Source organism: Micromonospora sp. NBC_00858 (genome assembly GCF_045207365.1).
GTDB lineage: Bacteria > Actinomycetota > Actinomycetes > Mycobacteriales > Micromonosporaceae > Micromonospora.
The window spans coordinates 4,903,931-4,919,183 of sequence record NZ_CP108828.1; the positions used below are offsets into that span (position 1 = coordinate 4,903,931).

A 15,253-nucleotide genomic window follows, 5' to 3' on the forward strand; every position below is an offset into this window, starting at 1 on the left:
GGCGGGCCGCCGACACGATAACTCAGACCGGCCCGGCGGCGTCCAGCGCGGCCGCGATGTCGGCCACCAGGTCGGCCGTGTCCTCCGCCCCGCAGGAGAACCGGACAAAGCCGGGGGAGGTGTCGTCGCCCCACTGCGCCCGCCGGTCGGCGGTGGTGTGCAGGCCACCGAAGGAGGTGGCCGCCGCCACCAGCCGGGCGGCGTCGATGAAGCGGCCCACCCGGTCGGCGTCGCCCAGGTCGAACGAGAGCACCCCGGGTATCCGTCGCATCTGCGCCGAGGCAACCGGGTACGCGGGGTCGTCCCGCCGACCCGGCCAGCGCAGGCCGGTCACGTCCGACCGACCGGCGAGCAGGTCGGCGACCGCGGCGGCGTTCGCGCTCTGCCGGGCCAGCCGCAGGTCGAGGGTGGCCAGCGACCGGTGGGCCAGCCAGGCGTCGAACGCACCCGGGACCGCCCCGGTGGTGGAGCGCCAGACCGTCATCGCCTCGATCAGCTCGGCGGACCGGCTGGCCAGGTAGCCCAGCAGCAGGTCGGAGTGGCCGGTGAGCGCCTTGGTGCCCGAGGCGACCACCAGGTCGGCACCGAGGTCCAGCGGGCGCTGGCCGAGCGGGGTGGCAGTGGTGTTGTCCACCGCGAGCAGGGCGCCGGCAGCGTGCGCGCGCTCGGCCAGGGCGGTCACGTCGACCACGTCCAGGCCCGGGTTGGCCGGCGTCTCCACCAGCACCAGGCGGACGCCCTCCAGCGACGGGTACGGCCCGACGGTCGGGACGAAGAGCACCCGGACACCCATCGTCTCCAGCACGCCGGTGGCGAACGCCCGGACCGAGAAGTATCCGTCGCTGGGCAGCAGCACGGTGTCCCCCGGGCACAACAGGGTGAGCAGCATCCCGGTGATGGCGGCCTGACCGGTGGAGAAGACCAGGCAGTCACCGCCCTCCAGCTCGCCCACGGCCGCCTCCAGCAGCCGCCGGGTCGGGTTGTCGGGGCGGCCGTAGCCGTTCGGCGAGCCGGCCGGGCCCTCCCACGGGTCGAGGTGGTACGGCGCGGCGAAGACCGGCCCCGGCAGGAACGGGTCCCCCGGTGCCGGCTCGGGCAGCCCGGCGCGTACGCAGCGGGTGCCGTCTCCCAGATCGCTCATCGAATCCTCACTCGTACGACTCGGGCTTGGCTGTCCGGCTCATCAAGTTCTCCACGGCGAGACGCGGGTCCATCCCCTCGTGACAGATCCGCTCGACGTGCTCGGTGATCGGCATCTCGACCCCGTGTGCCCGCGCCAGGTCACGGATCGCCAGGCAGCTCTTCACGCCTTCGGCGGTCTGCCGGGTGGCGGCCTGGGCCTGCTCCAGCGTCTCGCCCCGGCCCAGGTGCTCCCCGAAGGTGCGGTTGCGGGCCAGCGGGGACGAGCAGGAGGCGACCAGGTCGCCCATGCCCGCCAGGCCCGCGAAGGTGATCGGGTCGGCGCCGAGCGCCACGCCCAGGCGGGCCGTCTCGGCCAGCCCGCGGGTCATCAACATGGCCCGGGTGTTGTCGCCGAACCCCATCGCGGTGGCGATGCCGTACGACAGGGCGATCACGTTCTTGACCGCGCCGCCCAGCTCGCAGCCGATCACGTCGTCGTTGGTGTACGGGCGCAGGTACGGCGTCCGGATCGACGCCTGCACGAGCGCGGTGCGGTGGCCGTTCGTTCCGGCGACCACCGTGGCGGCCGGCTGCTCGGCGGCGATCTCCGGGGCCAGGTTCGGGCCGGAGACCACCACCACGCGGTCCGCGGCCACCCCGGCGGTCTCCACGATGACCTCGCTCATCCGCTTGGTGGTGCCGAGCTCGATGCCCTTCATCAGCGACACCAGGGTGGCGTCCGGGTGCAGGTACCCGGCCCACTCGGCGAGGTTGCCGCGCAGGGTCTGCGACGGCACGGCCAGCACCACCACCTCGGCACCGGTGATCGCCTCGGCGGCGTCGGTGGTGGCCGTGACCCGGGCCGGCAGCAGCAGGTCCGGCAGGTACTCAGGGTTGCGGCGCTCGCTGCGGATGCTCTCGGCCACCGGCGCCCGGCGGGCCCAGACCGTGACGTCCCGCCCGGCATCGGCGAGGATCTTGGCGAACGCGGTGCCCCAGGAGCCGGCGCCGAGCACCGCGACGTGGCCGTGTCCGACGGTTCGCCCGCTGCGCTCGCTCACGCGGCACCACCCTGCTGCTGGCGCTCGGCGGACGGCCGGGCCGGTCGTTCCCACAACGGCGGCGGGGTACCGCCGCGGATCTCGGCGAGCATGTCCCGCAGCCGCAGCATGATGGCTTCCGTCATCTCCTCGAGGGTGGCCCGGGTCGGTGGGGCGTCCGCCCACCGGCTCAGGTCGATCGGTTCACCGGCGACCACGGTCACCGGTATCCGTGGGCGCAGGTTGAGCCGGGTGGTCCGCGGGTCGAAGATCTTCTCCGGCCCCCACATCACCAACGGCACCACGGGCGCGCCGGTGGCCAGCGCCAGCCGGGCGGCGCCGGTCTTGGCCTTCATCGGCCACAGGTCCGGTTGCCGGGTGGTGGTGCCCTCCGGGTAGATCACCACGGCGCCGCCCTCGTCGAGCGCGGCGACCGAGGTCTCCAGCGAGCGGACCGCGTCGACGGTGCCCCGCTCGACCGGGATCTGCCGGCACCTGTGCAGGATCCAGCCGACCACCGGCACCCGGAACACGCTGGCCTTGCCCAGGTACTGCGGCCACCGCCCGGAGTCGTAGACGAAGTGCGCGGAGACCAGCGGGTCGGCGTGCGAGATGTGGTTCGCCACGATGATCACGCCGCCGTCTCCGCCGAGGTGCTCCAGGCCGCGCCAGGTACGCCGGGTCCAGACGATCATCACCGGCTTGACCAGCGCCACGGCGAACCGTTGCCAGAACCCCAGCCTCCGCCGTGCCACTGTGCCTCCTCGTCGCGCCCCGGCCCCGCCGCGGAACCCCGCCCGCGACACCCGCAGCGGAAATCATGCCTGCTCGCCCCCGGTACGGCCAGAGAGGGTCCCAGCGGCCGGCTGGCAGGATTGCGGGCGTGAGTCAGCCGAGGTGGGCCGTGGTGGTGCCGGTGAAGCGTCTGGCCGCCGCCAAGAGCCGGCTGCGGGGCGGGCTGCCCGGCGTACCGCACGAGGAGCTGGCGCTGGCACTGGCGGCCGACACGCTCCGCGCGGTGCTGGCCTGCCCGGCGGTCGCCGAGGCCCTGGTGGTGACCGACGACCCCCGGGTGGCGGCGGCGGCCCGGGCCGCCGGCGCACGGGTGCTCCCCGACGAGCCGGACGCCGGCCTGAACGCCGCCTTCCGGCACGGCGCGGCGGGCGCGACCACCGGGTGGGTGGCCGGGCTCACGGCCGACCTGCCGGCGCTGCGCCCGGCCGAGCTGGCCGCTGCGCTGCTCGCGGCGCAGACCGGCCCGGCCGGGGTACGCCGGTTCGTGCCGGACGCCCCGGGCGGCGGCACGGTGCTGCTCGCCGCGCCGCCGGGTGTCCCCCTGGACCCGCGGTTCGGGGTGGGGTCGGCGGCGGCGCACGCGGCGAGCGGAGCGCTCCCGCTGACCGGCGACTGGCCCAGCCTCCGCCGGGACGTGGACACCGCCGCGGACCTGACCGCCGCCGCCCAGCTCGGGCTGGGGCCGCACACCGCCGCGCTGACCGACGCGGGCTCCCCGGCGCACTCCGCGGGCTGACCCGCCCGGTGTACGGTGCCAGCATGCAAGGCACGGTGGCCAGCTACGACGCGGCGACGCGCAGCGGGGTCCTGCTGCTCGACGACGGCACCGAGATGCGCTTCCCGGCTCGGGCCTTCGACGCCTCCGGGCTGCGGCTGCTCCGGCTCGGCCAGCGGGTCCGCATCGACACCGATCCCGACGGCGAGGTCGTCCGGGTGACATTGCCGACGATGAACTGAGCTGGCGAAGCCAAGTTCATTTTGCGTTAACCAGAATCGGGTGATTATGAGCGGGTGAGCACCCCTCGCGAGCACCCGGCCAGCCCGCCCACCACCGACCCCCTCAACGGCGTCCGCACGCGCGGCGCCGACGGCCGCTTCCGCCCGTCCAGGGCCGAGAGGGCTGGCGCCGCCCGCGCCGACGCGCTCGACACCGACCCGGCCGCCGCCTCCTCCGGCCTGGACGAGGTCATCGACCCCGCCGCCGAGCCGACCGAGACGGACGGGCCGGAGGCCGGTGGGGTACGGCCGTACGGACCGCAGACCGGCGGCGAGCCGGACGACGAGCCGCCGGCGCCCACGCCGCTGCCGGAGGACCGGTTCCTCAACCGCGAGCTCTCCTGGCTCGACTTCAACGCCCGGGTCCTCACGCTCGCCGAGGACCAGCGCACCCCGCTGCTGGAGCGGGCCAAGTTCCTGGCCATCTTCGCCAGCAACCTCGACGAGTTCTACATGGTGCGGATCGCCGGTCTGAAGCGGCGGCTCTCCGCCGGCCTGCCGGTACGCGGCGGGGACCGGCTGCCCCTGCGTACCCAGCTGGATCTGATCTCCGAGCGGACCGCCGAGCTGGTGGCCCGGCACGCGGCCTGCTTCGGCGACGACGTGCTGCCCAAGCTGGCCGGCGAGGGCATCCGCATCCTGCGCTGGAGTGAGCTGGGCGACCCTGAACGGGAGCGGCTGCGCACCTACTTCCGGGAGCAGATCTTCCCGGTGCTGACGCCACTCGCGGTGGATCCGGCGCACCCGTTCCCGTACATCTCCGGGCGGTCGCTGAACCTGGCGGTCGCGGTCCGCGACCCGGACGGCGGTTCGGAACTGTTCGCCCGGGTGAAGGTGCCCAACAACGTCCCCCGCTTCGTACGGGTGGACCGGGAGCAGCCCGGTGTGCGGATGCTGCCGGTGGAGGACCTGATCTCGGTGCACCTGGGGCAGCTGTTCAGCGGCATGCAGGTGGTCGAGTGCCACCTGTTCCGGGTCACCCGCAACGCCGAGGTGGAGGTCGACGAGGACCGCGACGAGGACCTGCTACAGGCTCTGGAGCGGGAGTTGGCCCGGCGCCGCTTCGGCCCGCCGGTCCGGCTGGAGGTGGCCGCGTCGATCTCCGACCACATGCTGGAGCTGCTCGTCCGGGAGTTGGACATGGACGACCAGGACGTGCTGCGAGTGCCCGGCCTGCTCGACCTCTCCGCGCTGTGGCAGGTCTACGGCGAGGCCGACCGACCCGATCTCAAGGACCCGCCGTTCGTGCCGGCCACCCACCCCCGGCTCACCGAGGGCGAGGTGCCGCGCAGCGTCTTCGCCACCCTGCGCGACGGGGACATCCTGGTGCACCACCCGTACCACTCGTTCGCCACCAGCGTGCAGCGCTTCATCGAGCAGGCCGCCGCCGACCCGAACGTGCTGGCCATCAAGCAGACCCTCTACCGGACCAGCGGAGACTCCCCGATCGTCGACGCGCTGGTCGACGCGGCCGCCGCCGGCAAGCAGGTGGTGGTGCTGGTGGAGGTGAAGGCCCGCTTCGACGAGGTCGCCAACATCGGCTGGGCCCGCACGCTGGAACGCGCCGGGTGCCACGTGGTGTACGGCCTGGTCGGCCTGAAGACGCACTGCAAGACCGCGCTGGTGGTCCGGCAGGAGGGCAACCAGATCCGCCGGTACTGCCACATCGGCACCGGCAACTACCACCCGAAGACCGCCCGTCTGTACGAGGACTTCGGCATGCTCACCGCCGACCCGGAGATCGGTGCCGACCTCACCGACCTGTTCAACGTGCTCACCGGCTACAGCCGGCAGACCGCGTACCGGCGGCTGCTGGTCGCGCCGCAGGGCATCCGCAGCGGCCTGATCGAGCGGATCGAGCGGGAGATCTCACACGTCCGACTGGGCATGCCGGGCCTGGTCCAGTTCAAGGTCAACTCGCTGGTCGACGAGGGGGTGACCGACGCGCTGTACCGGGCCTCCCAGGCTGGTGTGCACGTCGACCTGCTCATCCGGGGCATGTGCACGCTGCGCCCGGGGGTGCCGGGGCTGTCGGAGAACATCCGGGTCCGCTCGATCCTTGGCCGTTTCCTGGAGCACTCCCGGGTCTTCCGGTTCGGCAACAACGGCGAGGCCGAGTTCTGGATGGGCTCGGCGGACCTGATGCACCGCAACCTGGATCGGCGGGTGGAGGCGCTGGTGCAGGTGAGCGACCCGGTCGCCCGAGCCGAGCTGGACCACGTGCTGGCCCTGGCGATGGGCCCCGACGTGGACGCGTTCGAGCTGGCCGGCGACGGCCGCTGGACCCGGCGCACCGGCGACGATGCGGCCCGCGTCCATCTCCAGGAACTGCTGCTGCGCCGCGTCGGTGGCACCGCCGGCTGACCGGGTAGCGACATAGGGTGAGCTGATGGTGGAGGAGGAGCAGAAGTACGAGGTGGACGACGCCTACGTGCTGCCGGACCTGTCCGCCACGTCGCCGGACGGTGGCCGGGTCCGGGCGCTGCCGCCGGTGACGCTGGTCGCCCGCTACCTCGACACGGTCGACCTGCGGCTGGCCCGCGCCGGGGCCTCGTTGCGCCACCGCCGGGGCGACGAGCTGCCCTGGACGGTGAAGCTGCCCACGTCGACGCCCGGCGTCCGGCACGAGATCTCGCGGCCGGGGCCGGTCAAGCAGCCGCCGCCGGAGTTGGTGGAGATGGTCACCGCCCTGCACCGGGGCGCGCCGCTGGCGCCGGTGACGGTGGTACGGACCGTTCGGCACGCCCACGAGGTGTGCGACAAGGGCGGCACGGTGCTCGCCGAGGTGGTGGACGACCACGTGACCGTGCTCGACGACTCCGGCGCCACGATCGGCTCCTTCCGGGAGTTGGAGGTGGAGCGCAAGGCCGGCGACCGGAAGCTGCTGGACCACGTCGGCACGGTGCTGCGGAAGGCCGGTGCGCGGGGCGGGTCGTTCACCCCGAAACACGTACGGGCGTTGGGCGCGGCGGCGCGGGCCGAGCCGGATCTGGTCGCACCGGCCGGGCTGAGGGCCGACCCGAGCGCCGGTGACGTGGTGACCGAGGCGGTCCGCAAGGAGGTCCGCCGGCTGCTGGCGCATGACCCGCTGGTCCGGCTGGGCGTACCGGGCCGCGGGGGCGACAGCGCGGTGCATCAGATGCGGGTTGCCTGCCGGCGGCTCCGCAGCGACCTGCGCACCTTCGCGCCGCTGGTCCGCAGGAAGTGGTCCCGCCCGCTGCGTGCCGAGCTTCGCTGGCTGGCCGGGGTGCTCGGCGCGGCCCGCGACGCCGAGGTGCTGCGCGACCGGCTGCGGCGCACGGCGACCGCTGATCCGCTCAGCCCGCTCGACCCGGGGGCGGTGGACCGGCTGGACGAGGCGCTCGCCGAGCGGCAGCGGCAGGCGCTCGCCGCCGTCAACGAGGCGCTGCGCTCCGCGCGCTATCTGGCCCTGGTGGACGCCCTGGTACTGGCCGCCAACGCTCCCCGGCTCACCAGCCGCGCGGCCGCCCCGGCGACGCGGGCCCTGCCCGGGCTGGTGGCCCGCCCCTGGCAGCGGCTCACCGGGCCGGACGGCGTCGACGCGCTCGACCCGCTGGCGCCCGACGACCGCTGGCACGCCGTACGCAAGGAGGGCAAGCAGGCCCGGTACGCGGTCAACGCGGTGGCCCCGGCGCTCAGCAAGGCCGCGCGCCGACTGTCCCGCGCGCTCGCCGGGGTGCAGGACGTGCTCGGCGAGCACCAGGACGCCGCCGTTGCGGCGGACACCTGGCTGGCCATCGCCGCCGAGCGGCCGGAGGATCACGAGATGGCGGTCACCGCCGGGCGGCTGGCCGAGCGGGAACGCGCGACCGTACGCCGGATGCGGGGCCGTTTCCCGGCGGCCTGGCACCTGGCCACCCGGCGGCGGCGGACCAGTTGGCTGCCGTGACCGGCATCCGGGCGGCCGGCGGGGTCGTCTGGCGGCCGTCCGCCGACGGCGCACAGGTCTGCCTGGTGCACCGCCCGCGCTACGGGGACTGGACGCTGCCGAAGGGCAAGTTGGAGCCGGGCGAGCATCCGCTGGTCGCGGCGGTCCGCGAAGTCGCCGAGGAGTCCGACGTCCGGGGTGTGCCGCAGGTCCGACTGCCGTCGGTGCGCTACCGCAGCGAGGGCCAGCCGAAGCTGGTCGACTACTGGTCGATGCTCGCGGTGGGCACCGGCGGTTTCCAGCCCGGCACCGAAGTGGACGACACGCGCTGGCTCGCCGTGGACGACGCCATCCGGCTGGTCAGCTATCCGCACGACGCCGAGGTGCTGGCCGCGTTCGCCGCACTGCCACCGGTGACCGGGACGATCGCGTTGGTCCGGCATGCGCACGCCGGCAAACGGACCACCTGGACCGGCCCGGACACCGGCCGGCCGCTGGACGCCGAGGGGTGGGCCCAGGCGAACGCGCTGGCCGGGCTGGTGGCCGTGGTCCGGCCGGCCCGGCTGCTCTCGGCCTCGCCGCGCCGCTGCGTGCAGACCCTGGACCCGGCCGCCGCGCTGCTCGACCTGCCGATCGAGATCTGCGGTGACCTGGACGAGCCACAGCCGGGCCAGCAGCACGACGAACAGGTCCTCGCCACCGCCGCCCGACTGCTCGAGTTGGCCGGCGCCGGCGGGCAGGTGGCGGTGTGCAGCCAGGGCAAGGTGCTGCCGGGCGCGTTGGAACGGCTGACCGGCCGCGACGACGAGGACTTCACCACGCCGAAGGGCGGCGGGTGGCTGCTCGCCTTCACCGCCGACCGGCTGCTCGCCGCCGACCGCCTGTAGCCCCCGCCGACCCCGGGCGTCGTGGAGCGGGGTCAGCGGGGCGGGAGGGTGAGGGTGACCGCGACCGGCAGGTGGTCGCTGGCCGTGCCGCGCGGCGCGACCGGATCGGTGGGCGTCAGGCCGGGCGATACGAAGACGTGGTCGATCTGCTCGCGCGGGTCGTCGGCCGGGCTGGTCGCCAGCGGTCGGGCGGCCGCCAACGCGTCGACCAGACCGGCCTCGGTGAACTGTCCGAACGCCTCGTCGCCCGGCTCCGTGTTCAGGTCACCGGCCACCACCAGCGGCCAGCCTGCCGCGTACCCGGTGGCGAAGTCGGCGACCGCGCGGGCCTGGACCACCGGGCCCTGGTCGGGCGGCGGTTGCAGGTGGGTGCTGACCACGGCGGTACGGACACCGTCGCCGAGGTCCAGGGTGACGGCGAGGGCCTGCGCCCCGGTGGGCGCCCCGACGGCGGGCAGCGGCAGGGTCCGCGGATCGGTCACCGGCCAGCGGCTGAGCACCGCGTCGCCCCAGACGGGGTCGGCGGCCGGCCCGAAGACGTACGGCATGCCGAGCCGGTCGGCCAGCAGGTCCAGGGTGTCGTGGCCACCGTTGAGCAGCCAGCCCCGGTCCACCTCGCTGAGCAGCACCACGTCGGGCGCCTGCCGTTGGACCGCATCGGCCAGCCCGTCCAGGTCGAGACGACCGTCCAGCCCGAAGCCCATCCGGATGTTGTACGCCACCACGGTCAGCCGCTCGGGCGGACCGTCCCGGTTGCCGGCCACCGGCACATCGTCGGCGAGCAGCGGCGCCAGCAGGGCCAGGGCGGCGACCACGGCCGTGGTCCGCACCGGCGGCAACGGTGCCGGTGCCGTACGGCCGACGGGACCGGCGGTGAGGGCCACGACGGCGACCAGTCCGGCGACCACCACCGGCACCGCGGCGTTGGGGTAGCCGAGGTCGTAGGCGGAGTAGTACCCGACGGCGCCCAGCACGAAGACGAGCATGCCGGCGGCGACCGCGTACCCCCGGCGGCCCGCCCACCGCGCGCTGCCTGTCGCGCCGGCCGGCGGCCCGCCAGCAGCGGCGACCTCGGGGCGACCGGCATCGCCGATTCCGCCGGCCTCGTCGGCACTCCCGGTCGCGCCGGAAGTGTCGGTGCCGCCGGCCGCATCGGTGCCGCCGGCCGCATCGGTGCCGCCGGCCGCATCGGTGCCGCCGGCCGTGTTGGTGGCTCCGGCCGTGTCGGTGAGGGCCAGGCAGGCGCCGAGACCGACGGCGGCGAGCAGGACGGCCGGGACGAGCAGGTCGCCCCGGTCGAGGGCGAACAGCAGCGCTCCGGCCAGCAATGCCGCCGGCCCCAGCACGCGGCCCCACCGCCCGGGCGGGCCGGTCAACGCGGCCAGCAGGAATCCGGCGACGGCCACCGGCACCGGGGCCAACCCGAGCAGCGGCGAGCGGGCCAGGCCGTCCTCGGCGACCAGGTACGAGGTACCGGTGCGGGCCAGCGCCGGGGCGAGCGCCACCATCCCGGCCAGCAGCAGTGCCGGACCGGCCAGCAGCCAGGCCCGGGCGCCGCCGGGGCCGGCCGGCGCGGTGGGCAGCGCCGTACCGAGCAGGAACAGCGTCACCGCGACGGCGCTGAGCAACCAGGCCAGCCAGTCGCCCCGCCAGACCAGGTCGTGGGTGTCCAGCAACGCGTGTACGGCCGCGTTGACCGCCAGCCCCAGCGCCAGCCCCGGCACCGGCCGGTCGGTGCTGGCGGCGACGCCGAGGAGCCAGACCAGCCCGGCGAGCAGCCCGGCGGTGGCCAACCAGAGCTGCGGACGCCCGCCGGGAGTGGCGGTGAGCGCAAGCCGGGCGGCAGCCAGCACAACGGCCGCGACGACGGTGACCGGGCGGACGCCCACCCGGCGGACCAGCGCCGGTGCGGCCAGCGCGAGCACGAACCAGCCCAGGGCGAACGCGCCCATCAGCTCGGCCGGAGTGGACGCGGCCTGGCCGAAGATGGTGATGATGCCGGGCAGCCAGACCCGCAGCACGTCGATGAACAGGATGACGCCCAGCGCGAGCGATCCGGTGGTCAGCAGGCGGTAGCGCACCGGCGCCCTCTTCCCGTCGACGGGCCGGCCGAGGGGGCCGGCACGGCGATTCTGCGCGTGCCGGCCGGCCCGGTCAACGGGTCGGTGACGGCGAAAGGGCGCCCACCCTACGGGTGGACGCCCTTTCGTGACGGTCGATCAGCGCTTGCTGGCCGCCTTCTTGGCCGGAGCCTTCTTCGCCGGGGCCTTCTTGGCCGCCGCGCTCTTGCTCGCCGCCGCGGTGGTCTTCTTCGCCGCGGTGGATCTGGTCGCCGCGGTGGTCTTCTTCGCCGCGGCGGTCTTCTTGCTGGCGGACGTCTTGGTCGCCGTGGTGCTCTTGGTCGCCTTGGCCGGGGCGGTCTTCTTGCTGGCGGCCGTCTTGGTCGCCGTGGCGGTCTTGGCCGCCTTGGCCGGGGCGGTCTTCTTGGTGGCCGCCTTGGCTGCGGTGGCCTTGGTGCCCGCTGCCTTGGTGCCTGCCGCCTTGGTGCCTGCCGCCTTGGTGCCCGCCGCCTTGGTGCCGGCGGCCTTGGTTGTGGTGGTGGCGGTCTTCTTCGCCGCCGCCGCGACCTTCGGCACCTTGCCGCTGGCCACCATCTCCTTGAACCCAGCGCCGGGGCGGAAGGTCGGCACGGACGTCTTCTTGACCTTCACCGCCTCGCCGGTACGCGGGTTGCGCGCTGTTCGCGCGCCACGCACACGCTTTTCGAATGCTCCGAATCCGGTGATCGCCACCTTCTCGCCCTTGGTAACCGCCGCCTGGACCTCGGTGAGGACCGCCTCGAGGGCGTTCGTCGCCGTCTTCCGGTCCCCCAGGCGAACGGCGAGCGCCTCGATGAGCTCGGCCTTGTTCACGACTTCCTCCCGATTGTGCAACTGACTCGACGCGAGCCATTCTGCGCGCACGGTATGCCCTGTGCTGCCGGGACACAAACATTCGGTAGAAAAAAGCCCTTGTGTCGTAACGGATTCACCCCCACCGGTTGCCCCGATGGGGGTGGAATCCAGTGTGCGGTCGGGCGTACGGCTATGCCACCGAGGGCAGGAACGGCAGTCGGCCTGTCTCGTAGGCGTCGATGTCGGCGGCGTGCCGAAGGGTGAGTCCAATGTCGTCCAGGCCCTCCAGCAACCGCCACCTGCTGAAGTCGTCCAGCGGGAATGACCAGGTGAGATCCCCGGCCCGGAGCTGACGGGCGGTCAGGTCGACGGTGATCTGGGTGCTCGGATCCGCCTCGATCAGGCCCCACAACTCTTCGACGGCTTTCAATTCCAACTCGACCGGCAGCAGACCCTCCTTGAGTGCGTTGCCGCGGAAGATGTCGCCGAAGCGCGGGGCCACCACCGCGCGGAAGCCCCAGTCCCGCAAGGCCCAGACGGCGTGCTCACGGGAGGAGCCGGTGCCGAACTCCGGGCCGGCGATGAGGATCGACGCTCCGGAATACGTTTGATCGTTGAGAACGAATGCCGGATCTTCCCGCCAAGCGCTGAACAGCCCGTCGGCGAAACCGGTCCGGGTCACCCGCTTGAGGTACACGGCCGGGATGATCTGGTCGGTGTCCACGTTGGAGCGGCGCAGCGGCACGGCCGTCCCGGTGTGGGTGGTGAACGACTCCATCGGTCGGGTCCCTTCTACAGGTCGGCGGGGGCGGCCAGCCGGCCAACCACGGCGGTGGCAGCGGCGACCGGCGGGGAAACCAGGTGGGTACGCCCACCCCGGCCCTGACGGCCCTCGAAGTTGCGGTTGGAGGTGGAGGCGGACCGCTCGCCCGGCTTCAGCGTGTCGGGGTTCATCCCCAGGCACATCGAGCAGCCGGCGAACCGCCACTCGGCGCCGGCGTCGGCGAAGACCTTGTCCAGCCCCTCGGCCTCAGCGGCCTCCCGCACGGCGGCGGAGCCGGGTACCACGAGCATCCGGACCCCGTCGGCGACCCTGTGGCCGCGCAGCACGTCGGCGGCGGCCCGCAGGTCCTCCAGCCGGCCGTTGGTACAGGAACCCACGAAGACCACGTCAATGGGCAGCTCGCGCAACGGGACGCCGGGACGCAGGTCCATGTACTCCAGCGCCCGGCGGGCCGCGGCGCGCTCCGAGTCGGTGGCGAACTCCTCCGGGTCCGGCACCGGCGCGCTCAGCGGCGCGCCCTGCCCGGGGTTGGTGCCCCAGGTGACGAACGGGGTGATCTGGCTGGCGTCCAGGGTCACCTCGGCGTCGAAGCGCGCGCCCTCGTCGGTGGGCAGCGTCCGCCACCACGCCACCGCGGCGTCCCAGTCCGCGCCGTGCGGCGCGTTCGGCCGACCCTTGAGGTACGCGAAGGTGGTCTCGTCCGGCGCGATCATGCCGGCCTTGGCGCCCCACTCGATGGACATGTTGGCGATCGTCATCCGCCCCTCCATGGAGAGCGAGCGGATGGCCTCACCGCGGTACTCGACGATGTGCCCGCGACCGCCGCCGGTGCCGACCTGCGTGATCAGCGCGAGCACCAGGTCCTTGGCGGTGACCCCGGGGGCGAGTCGGCCGGTGACGTTCACGGCCATGGTCTTCGGCCGGCTCTGCGGCAGCGTCTGGGTGGCCAGCACGTGCTCCACCTCGCTGGTGCCGATGCCGAAGGCGAGCGCGCCGAACGCGCCGTGGGTGGCGGTGTGCGAGTCGCCGCAGACGATCGTCAGGCCCGGCTGGGTGAGCCCGAGCTGCGGGCCGATCACGTGCACGATGCCCTGGTTGTCGTCGCCGAGCGGGTGCAGCCGCACGCCGAACTCGGCGCAGTTGCGGCGCAGCGTCTCGATCTGCGTACGCGACGTGGGATCCGCGATGGTGAGCAGGTCACCACGGCGGAGCCGGAACGCCGGATCGGCGTACCCGGTCGGGGTGTTGTGGTCCTCGGTCGCGAGCGTCAGGTCGGTACGGCGCACCCGGCGCCCGGCGAGCCGCAGCCCGTCGAACGCCTGCGGGCTGGTCACCTCGTGCAGCAGGTGCAGGTCGATGAAGAGCAGGTCCGGCTCACCAGCGGCGGACCGTACGACGTGCGCGTCCCAGACCTTCTCGGCCAGGGTCCTCGGCTCAGGAGTGACTCCCACCATCTGGACATCCTAAATTCTGGGAGGTAAGTTTCGGCTTGTGGGACACAGTATGAGCGGTGTCGGCGTTCTCGACAAGGCGGTGGTCATCCTGGCCGCCTGTGTCGACGGCGCCAGCCTGGCCGAACTCGTTGAACGTACGAAGCTGCCCCGGGCCACCGCACACCGGCTGGCACAGGCACTGGAGATCCACCGGATGCTGGTCCGGGACACCCAGGGTCGCTGGCGGCCCGGCCCCCGGTTGGGTGAGCTGGCCAACGCCGCGCCGGACGTCCTGCTGACCGCCGCCGAGCCGTTGCTGGCCGCGCTGCGCGACGCCACCGGCGAGAGCGCACAGTTGTACCTGCGCCGCGCCGACGAGCGGATCTGCGTAGCGGCGGCGGAGCGCGCCAGTGGCCTGCGGGACACCGTTCCGGTCGGCTCGGTGCTGCCGATGACCGCCGGTTCGGCGGCTCAGATCCTGCTCGCTTGGGAGCCGCCGGAGGCGGTGATGCCGCTGCTGCCGCGCAGCAAGTTCACCGGCCGCACCCTTGCCGAGGTACGCCGCCGTGGCTGGGCGCAGAGCGTCGCCGAGCGTGAGGCCGGTGTGGCGAGCGTCTCCGCCCCGATCCGCGACCGCACCGGCCGGGTGATCGCCTCGGTCAGCATCTCCGGCCCGATCGAGCGCCTCGGCCGCCGCCCCGGCGAACGTCACGCCATGGCGGTGGTGCGAGCCGGCCAACGCCTCTCCGGCCTCTGACCGACGCGTGATCATGAAGTTGGCGTCACCCGCACCGGCGTGTCGCACCGCTAACTTCATGATCAACGTGGGTGGGTGGGGGTGGGACGGGAAAGGCTCGTCTCGCGCAGCGAGACGAGCCTTTGGTTTGTAGCCCCGACCGGATTCGAACCGGCGCTACCGCCTTGAGAGGGCGGCGTCCTGGGCCACTAGACGACGGGGCCAGAACTTTCCTGCTTCACCGCCCTCGCGGGCGGTGCGGCTGTAGTCTAGCGGCACCGCACCCGGGGGTGAGCCCGGGGTGCGGGGCGGCCGGCGCACTCCGCTGGACACGAAACAGCCCGCCTCACCAGGTGAGACGGGCTGTGCACAGATGTAGCCCCGACCGGATTCGAACCGGCGCTACCGCCTTGAGAGGGCGGCGTCCTGGGCCACTAGACGACGGGGCCAGAACTAATTCTGCTCCTCAGCCCTCGCGGGCGGAGGAGCTGCACTCTACCAGAGACCACTCTCCGCCCCCGAAGGGGCGGAGTCGAACTCCGTCAGAATCCAGCGTTCCGGGATTCTCGCGAATCCCAGCTGCGCTGGGGTACCAGGACTCGAACCTAGACTAACTGAACCAGAATCAGTCGGGCTGCCAATTACCCCATACCCCATTGGCCCCTTGCGGCGCCGGG

At 73.5% G+C, this 15,253-nt stretch carries 13 protein-coding genes and 3 tRNA genes; 6 read left to right on the plus strand and 10 right to left on the minus strand.

Annotation, left to right across the window (positions count from 1 at the left end; genetic code table 11):
* Positions 1-22 precede the first annotated feature (22 nt).
* From OG990_RS22740 to OG990_RS22750, 3 genes are read right to left on the minus strand one after another with little or no spacing between them, the layout of a single operon-like run.
* A complete protein-coding gene (locus OG990_RS22740) occupies positions 23-1,141 on the minus strand; it encodes a cystathionine gamma-lyase (RefSeq protein WP_406077080.1) in 1,119 nt (372 codons plus the stop codon).
* Positions 1,142-1,148: 7 nt separating this feature from the next.
* Positions 1,149-2,183, minus strand: a complete 1,035-nt coding sequence (locus tag OG990_RS22745; protein WP_328424451.1) for an NAD(P)H-dependent glycerol-3-phosphate dehydrogenase — start codon at positions 2,181-2,183, stop codon at positions 1,149-1,151.
* Positions 2,180-2,917, minus strand: a complete 738-nt coding sequence (locus tag OG990_RS22750) for a lysophospholipid acyltransferase family protein (RefSeq protein ID WP_406077081.1) — start codon at positions 2,915-2,917, stop codon at positions 2,180-2,182. The genes OG990_RS22745 and OG990_RS22750 overlap by 4 nt, the downstream gene beginning before the upstream one ends.
* Before the next feature lie 128 nt (positions 2,918-3,045).
* Here OG990_RS22750 and cofC point away from each other — a divergent pair, with 128 nt between their 5' ends.
* Genes cofC through OG990_RS22775 form a run of 5 tightly spaced genes read left to right on the plus strand, consistent with a single transcriptional unit; the run spans position 3,046 to position 8,729 of the window.
* Positions 3,046-3,693 (plus strand): 2-phospho-L-lactate guanylyltransferase, encoded by a 648-nt coding sequence (cofC, locus tag OG990_RS22755; protein ID WP_328424447.1) that lies wholly within the window; start codon positions 3,046-3,048, stop codon positions 3,691-3,693.
* Between the two features lie 23 nt (positions 3,694-3,716).
* Positions 3,717-3,914: a cold-shock protein gene (locus OG990_RS22760; protein WP_328424445.1), complete on the plus strand. Its 198-nt coding sequence runs from the start codon at positions 3,717-3,719 to the stop codon at positions 3,912-3,914.
* Positions 3,915-3,968: 54 nt separating this feature from the next.
* Positions 3,969-6,317 (plus strand): RNA degradosome polyphosphate kinase, encoded by a 2,349-nt coding sequence (locus OG990_RS22765; protein WP_386989839.1) that lies wholly within the window; start codon positions 3,969-3,971, stop codon positions 6,315-6,317.
* Positions 6,318-6,342: 25 nt separating this feature from the next.
* Positions 6,343-7,863 (plus strand): CHAD domain-containing protein, encoded by a 1,521-nt coding sequence (locus OG990_RS22770; RefSeq protein ID WP_406077082.1) that lies wholly within the window; start codon positions 6,343-6,345, stop codon positions 7,861-7,863.
* Complete coding sequence (locus OG990_RS22775) at positions 7,851-8,729, plus strand: NUDIX hydrolase (protein ID WP_355606065.1); 879 nt, start codon at positions 7,851-7,853, stop codon at positions 8,727-8,729. The genes OG990_RS22770 and OG990_RS22775 overlap by 13 nt, the downstream gene beginning before the upstream one ends.
* 32 nt (positions 8,730-8,761) lie before the next feature.
* On the opposite strand, the gene OG990_RS22780 is transcribed toward OG990_RS22775, so the two are convergent.
* The 4 genes from OG990_RS22780 to leuC all read right to left on the minus strand — a co-directional run bounded on the left by OG990_RS22780 (position 8,762) and on the right by leuC (position 13,861).
* Positions 8,762-10,810 carry an endonuclease/exonuclease/phosphatase family protein gene (locus OG990_RS22780; RefSeq protein WP_406077083.1) on the minus strand — a complete coding sequence of 683 codons (2,049 nt, stop codon included), beginning with the start codon at positions 10,808-10,810 and terminating at the stop codon, positions 8,762-8,764.
* A gap of 138 nt (positions 10,811-10,948) precedes the next feature.
* A complete protein-coding gene (locus OG990_RS22785) occupies positions 10,949-11,641 on the minus strand; it encodes an HU family DNA-binding protein (RefSeq protein ID WP_406077084.1) in 693 nt (230 codons plus the stop codon).
* Positions 11,642-11,813: 172 nt separating this feature from the next.
* Positions 11,814-12,401, minus strand: a complete 588-nt coding sequence (gene leuD / locus OG990_RS22790) for a 3-isopropylmalate dehydratase small subunit (RefSeq protein WP_328424433.1) — start codon at positions 12,399-12,401, stop codon at positions 11,814-11,816.
* 14 nt (positions 12,402-12,415) lie between these two features.
* On the minus strand, positions 12,416-13,861 hold the full coding sequence (gene leuC / locus OG990_RS22795) for a 3-isopropylmalate dehydratase large subunit (protein WP_406077085.1): 1,446 nt from the start codon (positions 13,859-13,861) through the stop codon (positions 12,416-12,418).
* Positions 13,862-13,910: 49 nt separating this feature from the next.
* Between leuC and OG990_RS22800 the strand changes: the two genes are divergently transcribed.
* Entirely contained in the window at positions 13,911-14,597 is a 687-nt protein-coding gene (locus OG990_RS22800; protein ID WP_007456408.1) for an IclR family transcriptional regulator, read from the plus strand.
* A gap of 130 nt (positions 14,598-14,727) precedes the next feature.
* Here the strand turns inward: OG990_RS22800 and OG990_RS22805 are convergent.
* The 3 genes from OG990_RS22805 to OG990_RS22815 form a co-directional block, all read right to left on the minus strand.
* Positions 14,728-14,800: transfer RNA gene (locus tag OG990_RS22805), tRNA-Glu, on the minus strand.
* Positions 14,801-14,952: 152 nt separating this feature from the next.
* Positions 14,953-15,025 (minus strand) — tRNA-Glu (locus OG990_RS22810).
* A gap of 135 nt (positions 15,026-15,160) precedes the next feature.
* Positions 15,161-15,232, minus strand: a tRNA-Gln gene (locus OG990_RS22815).
* Positions 15,233-15,253: the final 21 nt, after the last annotated feature.

What these genes read in the sequence shown, in the direction of transcription:
- OG990_RS22760 (WP_328424445.1), top strand. Translation starts at nt 3,717, where the DNA reads ATGCAAGGCACGGTGGCCAGCTACGACGCGGCGACGCGCAGCGGGGTC.
- leuD (WP_328424433.1), bottom strand. Translation starts at nt 12,401, where the DNA reads ATGGAGTCGTTCACCACCCACACCGGGACGGCCGTGCCGCTGCGCCGC.
- OG990_RS22770 (WP_406077082.1), top strand. Translation starts at nt 6,343, where the DNA reads ATGGTGGAGGAGGAGCAGAAGTACGAGGTGGACGACGCCTACGTGCTG.
- leuC (WP_406077085.1), bottom strand. Translation starts at nt 13,861, where the DNA reads ATGGTGGGAGTCACTCCTGAGCCGAGGACCCTGGCCGAGAAGGTCTGG.
- OG990_RS22740 (WP_406077080.1), bottom strand. Translation starts at nt 1,141, where the DNA reads ATGAGCGATCTGGGAGACGGCACCCGCTGCGTACGCGCCGGGCTGCCC.
- OG990_RS22800 (WP_007456408.1), top strand. Translation starts at nt 13,911, where the DNA reads ATGAGCGGTGTCGGCGTTCTCGACAAGGCGGTGGTCATCCTGGCCGCC.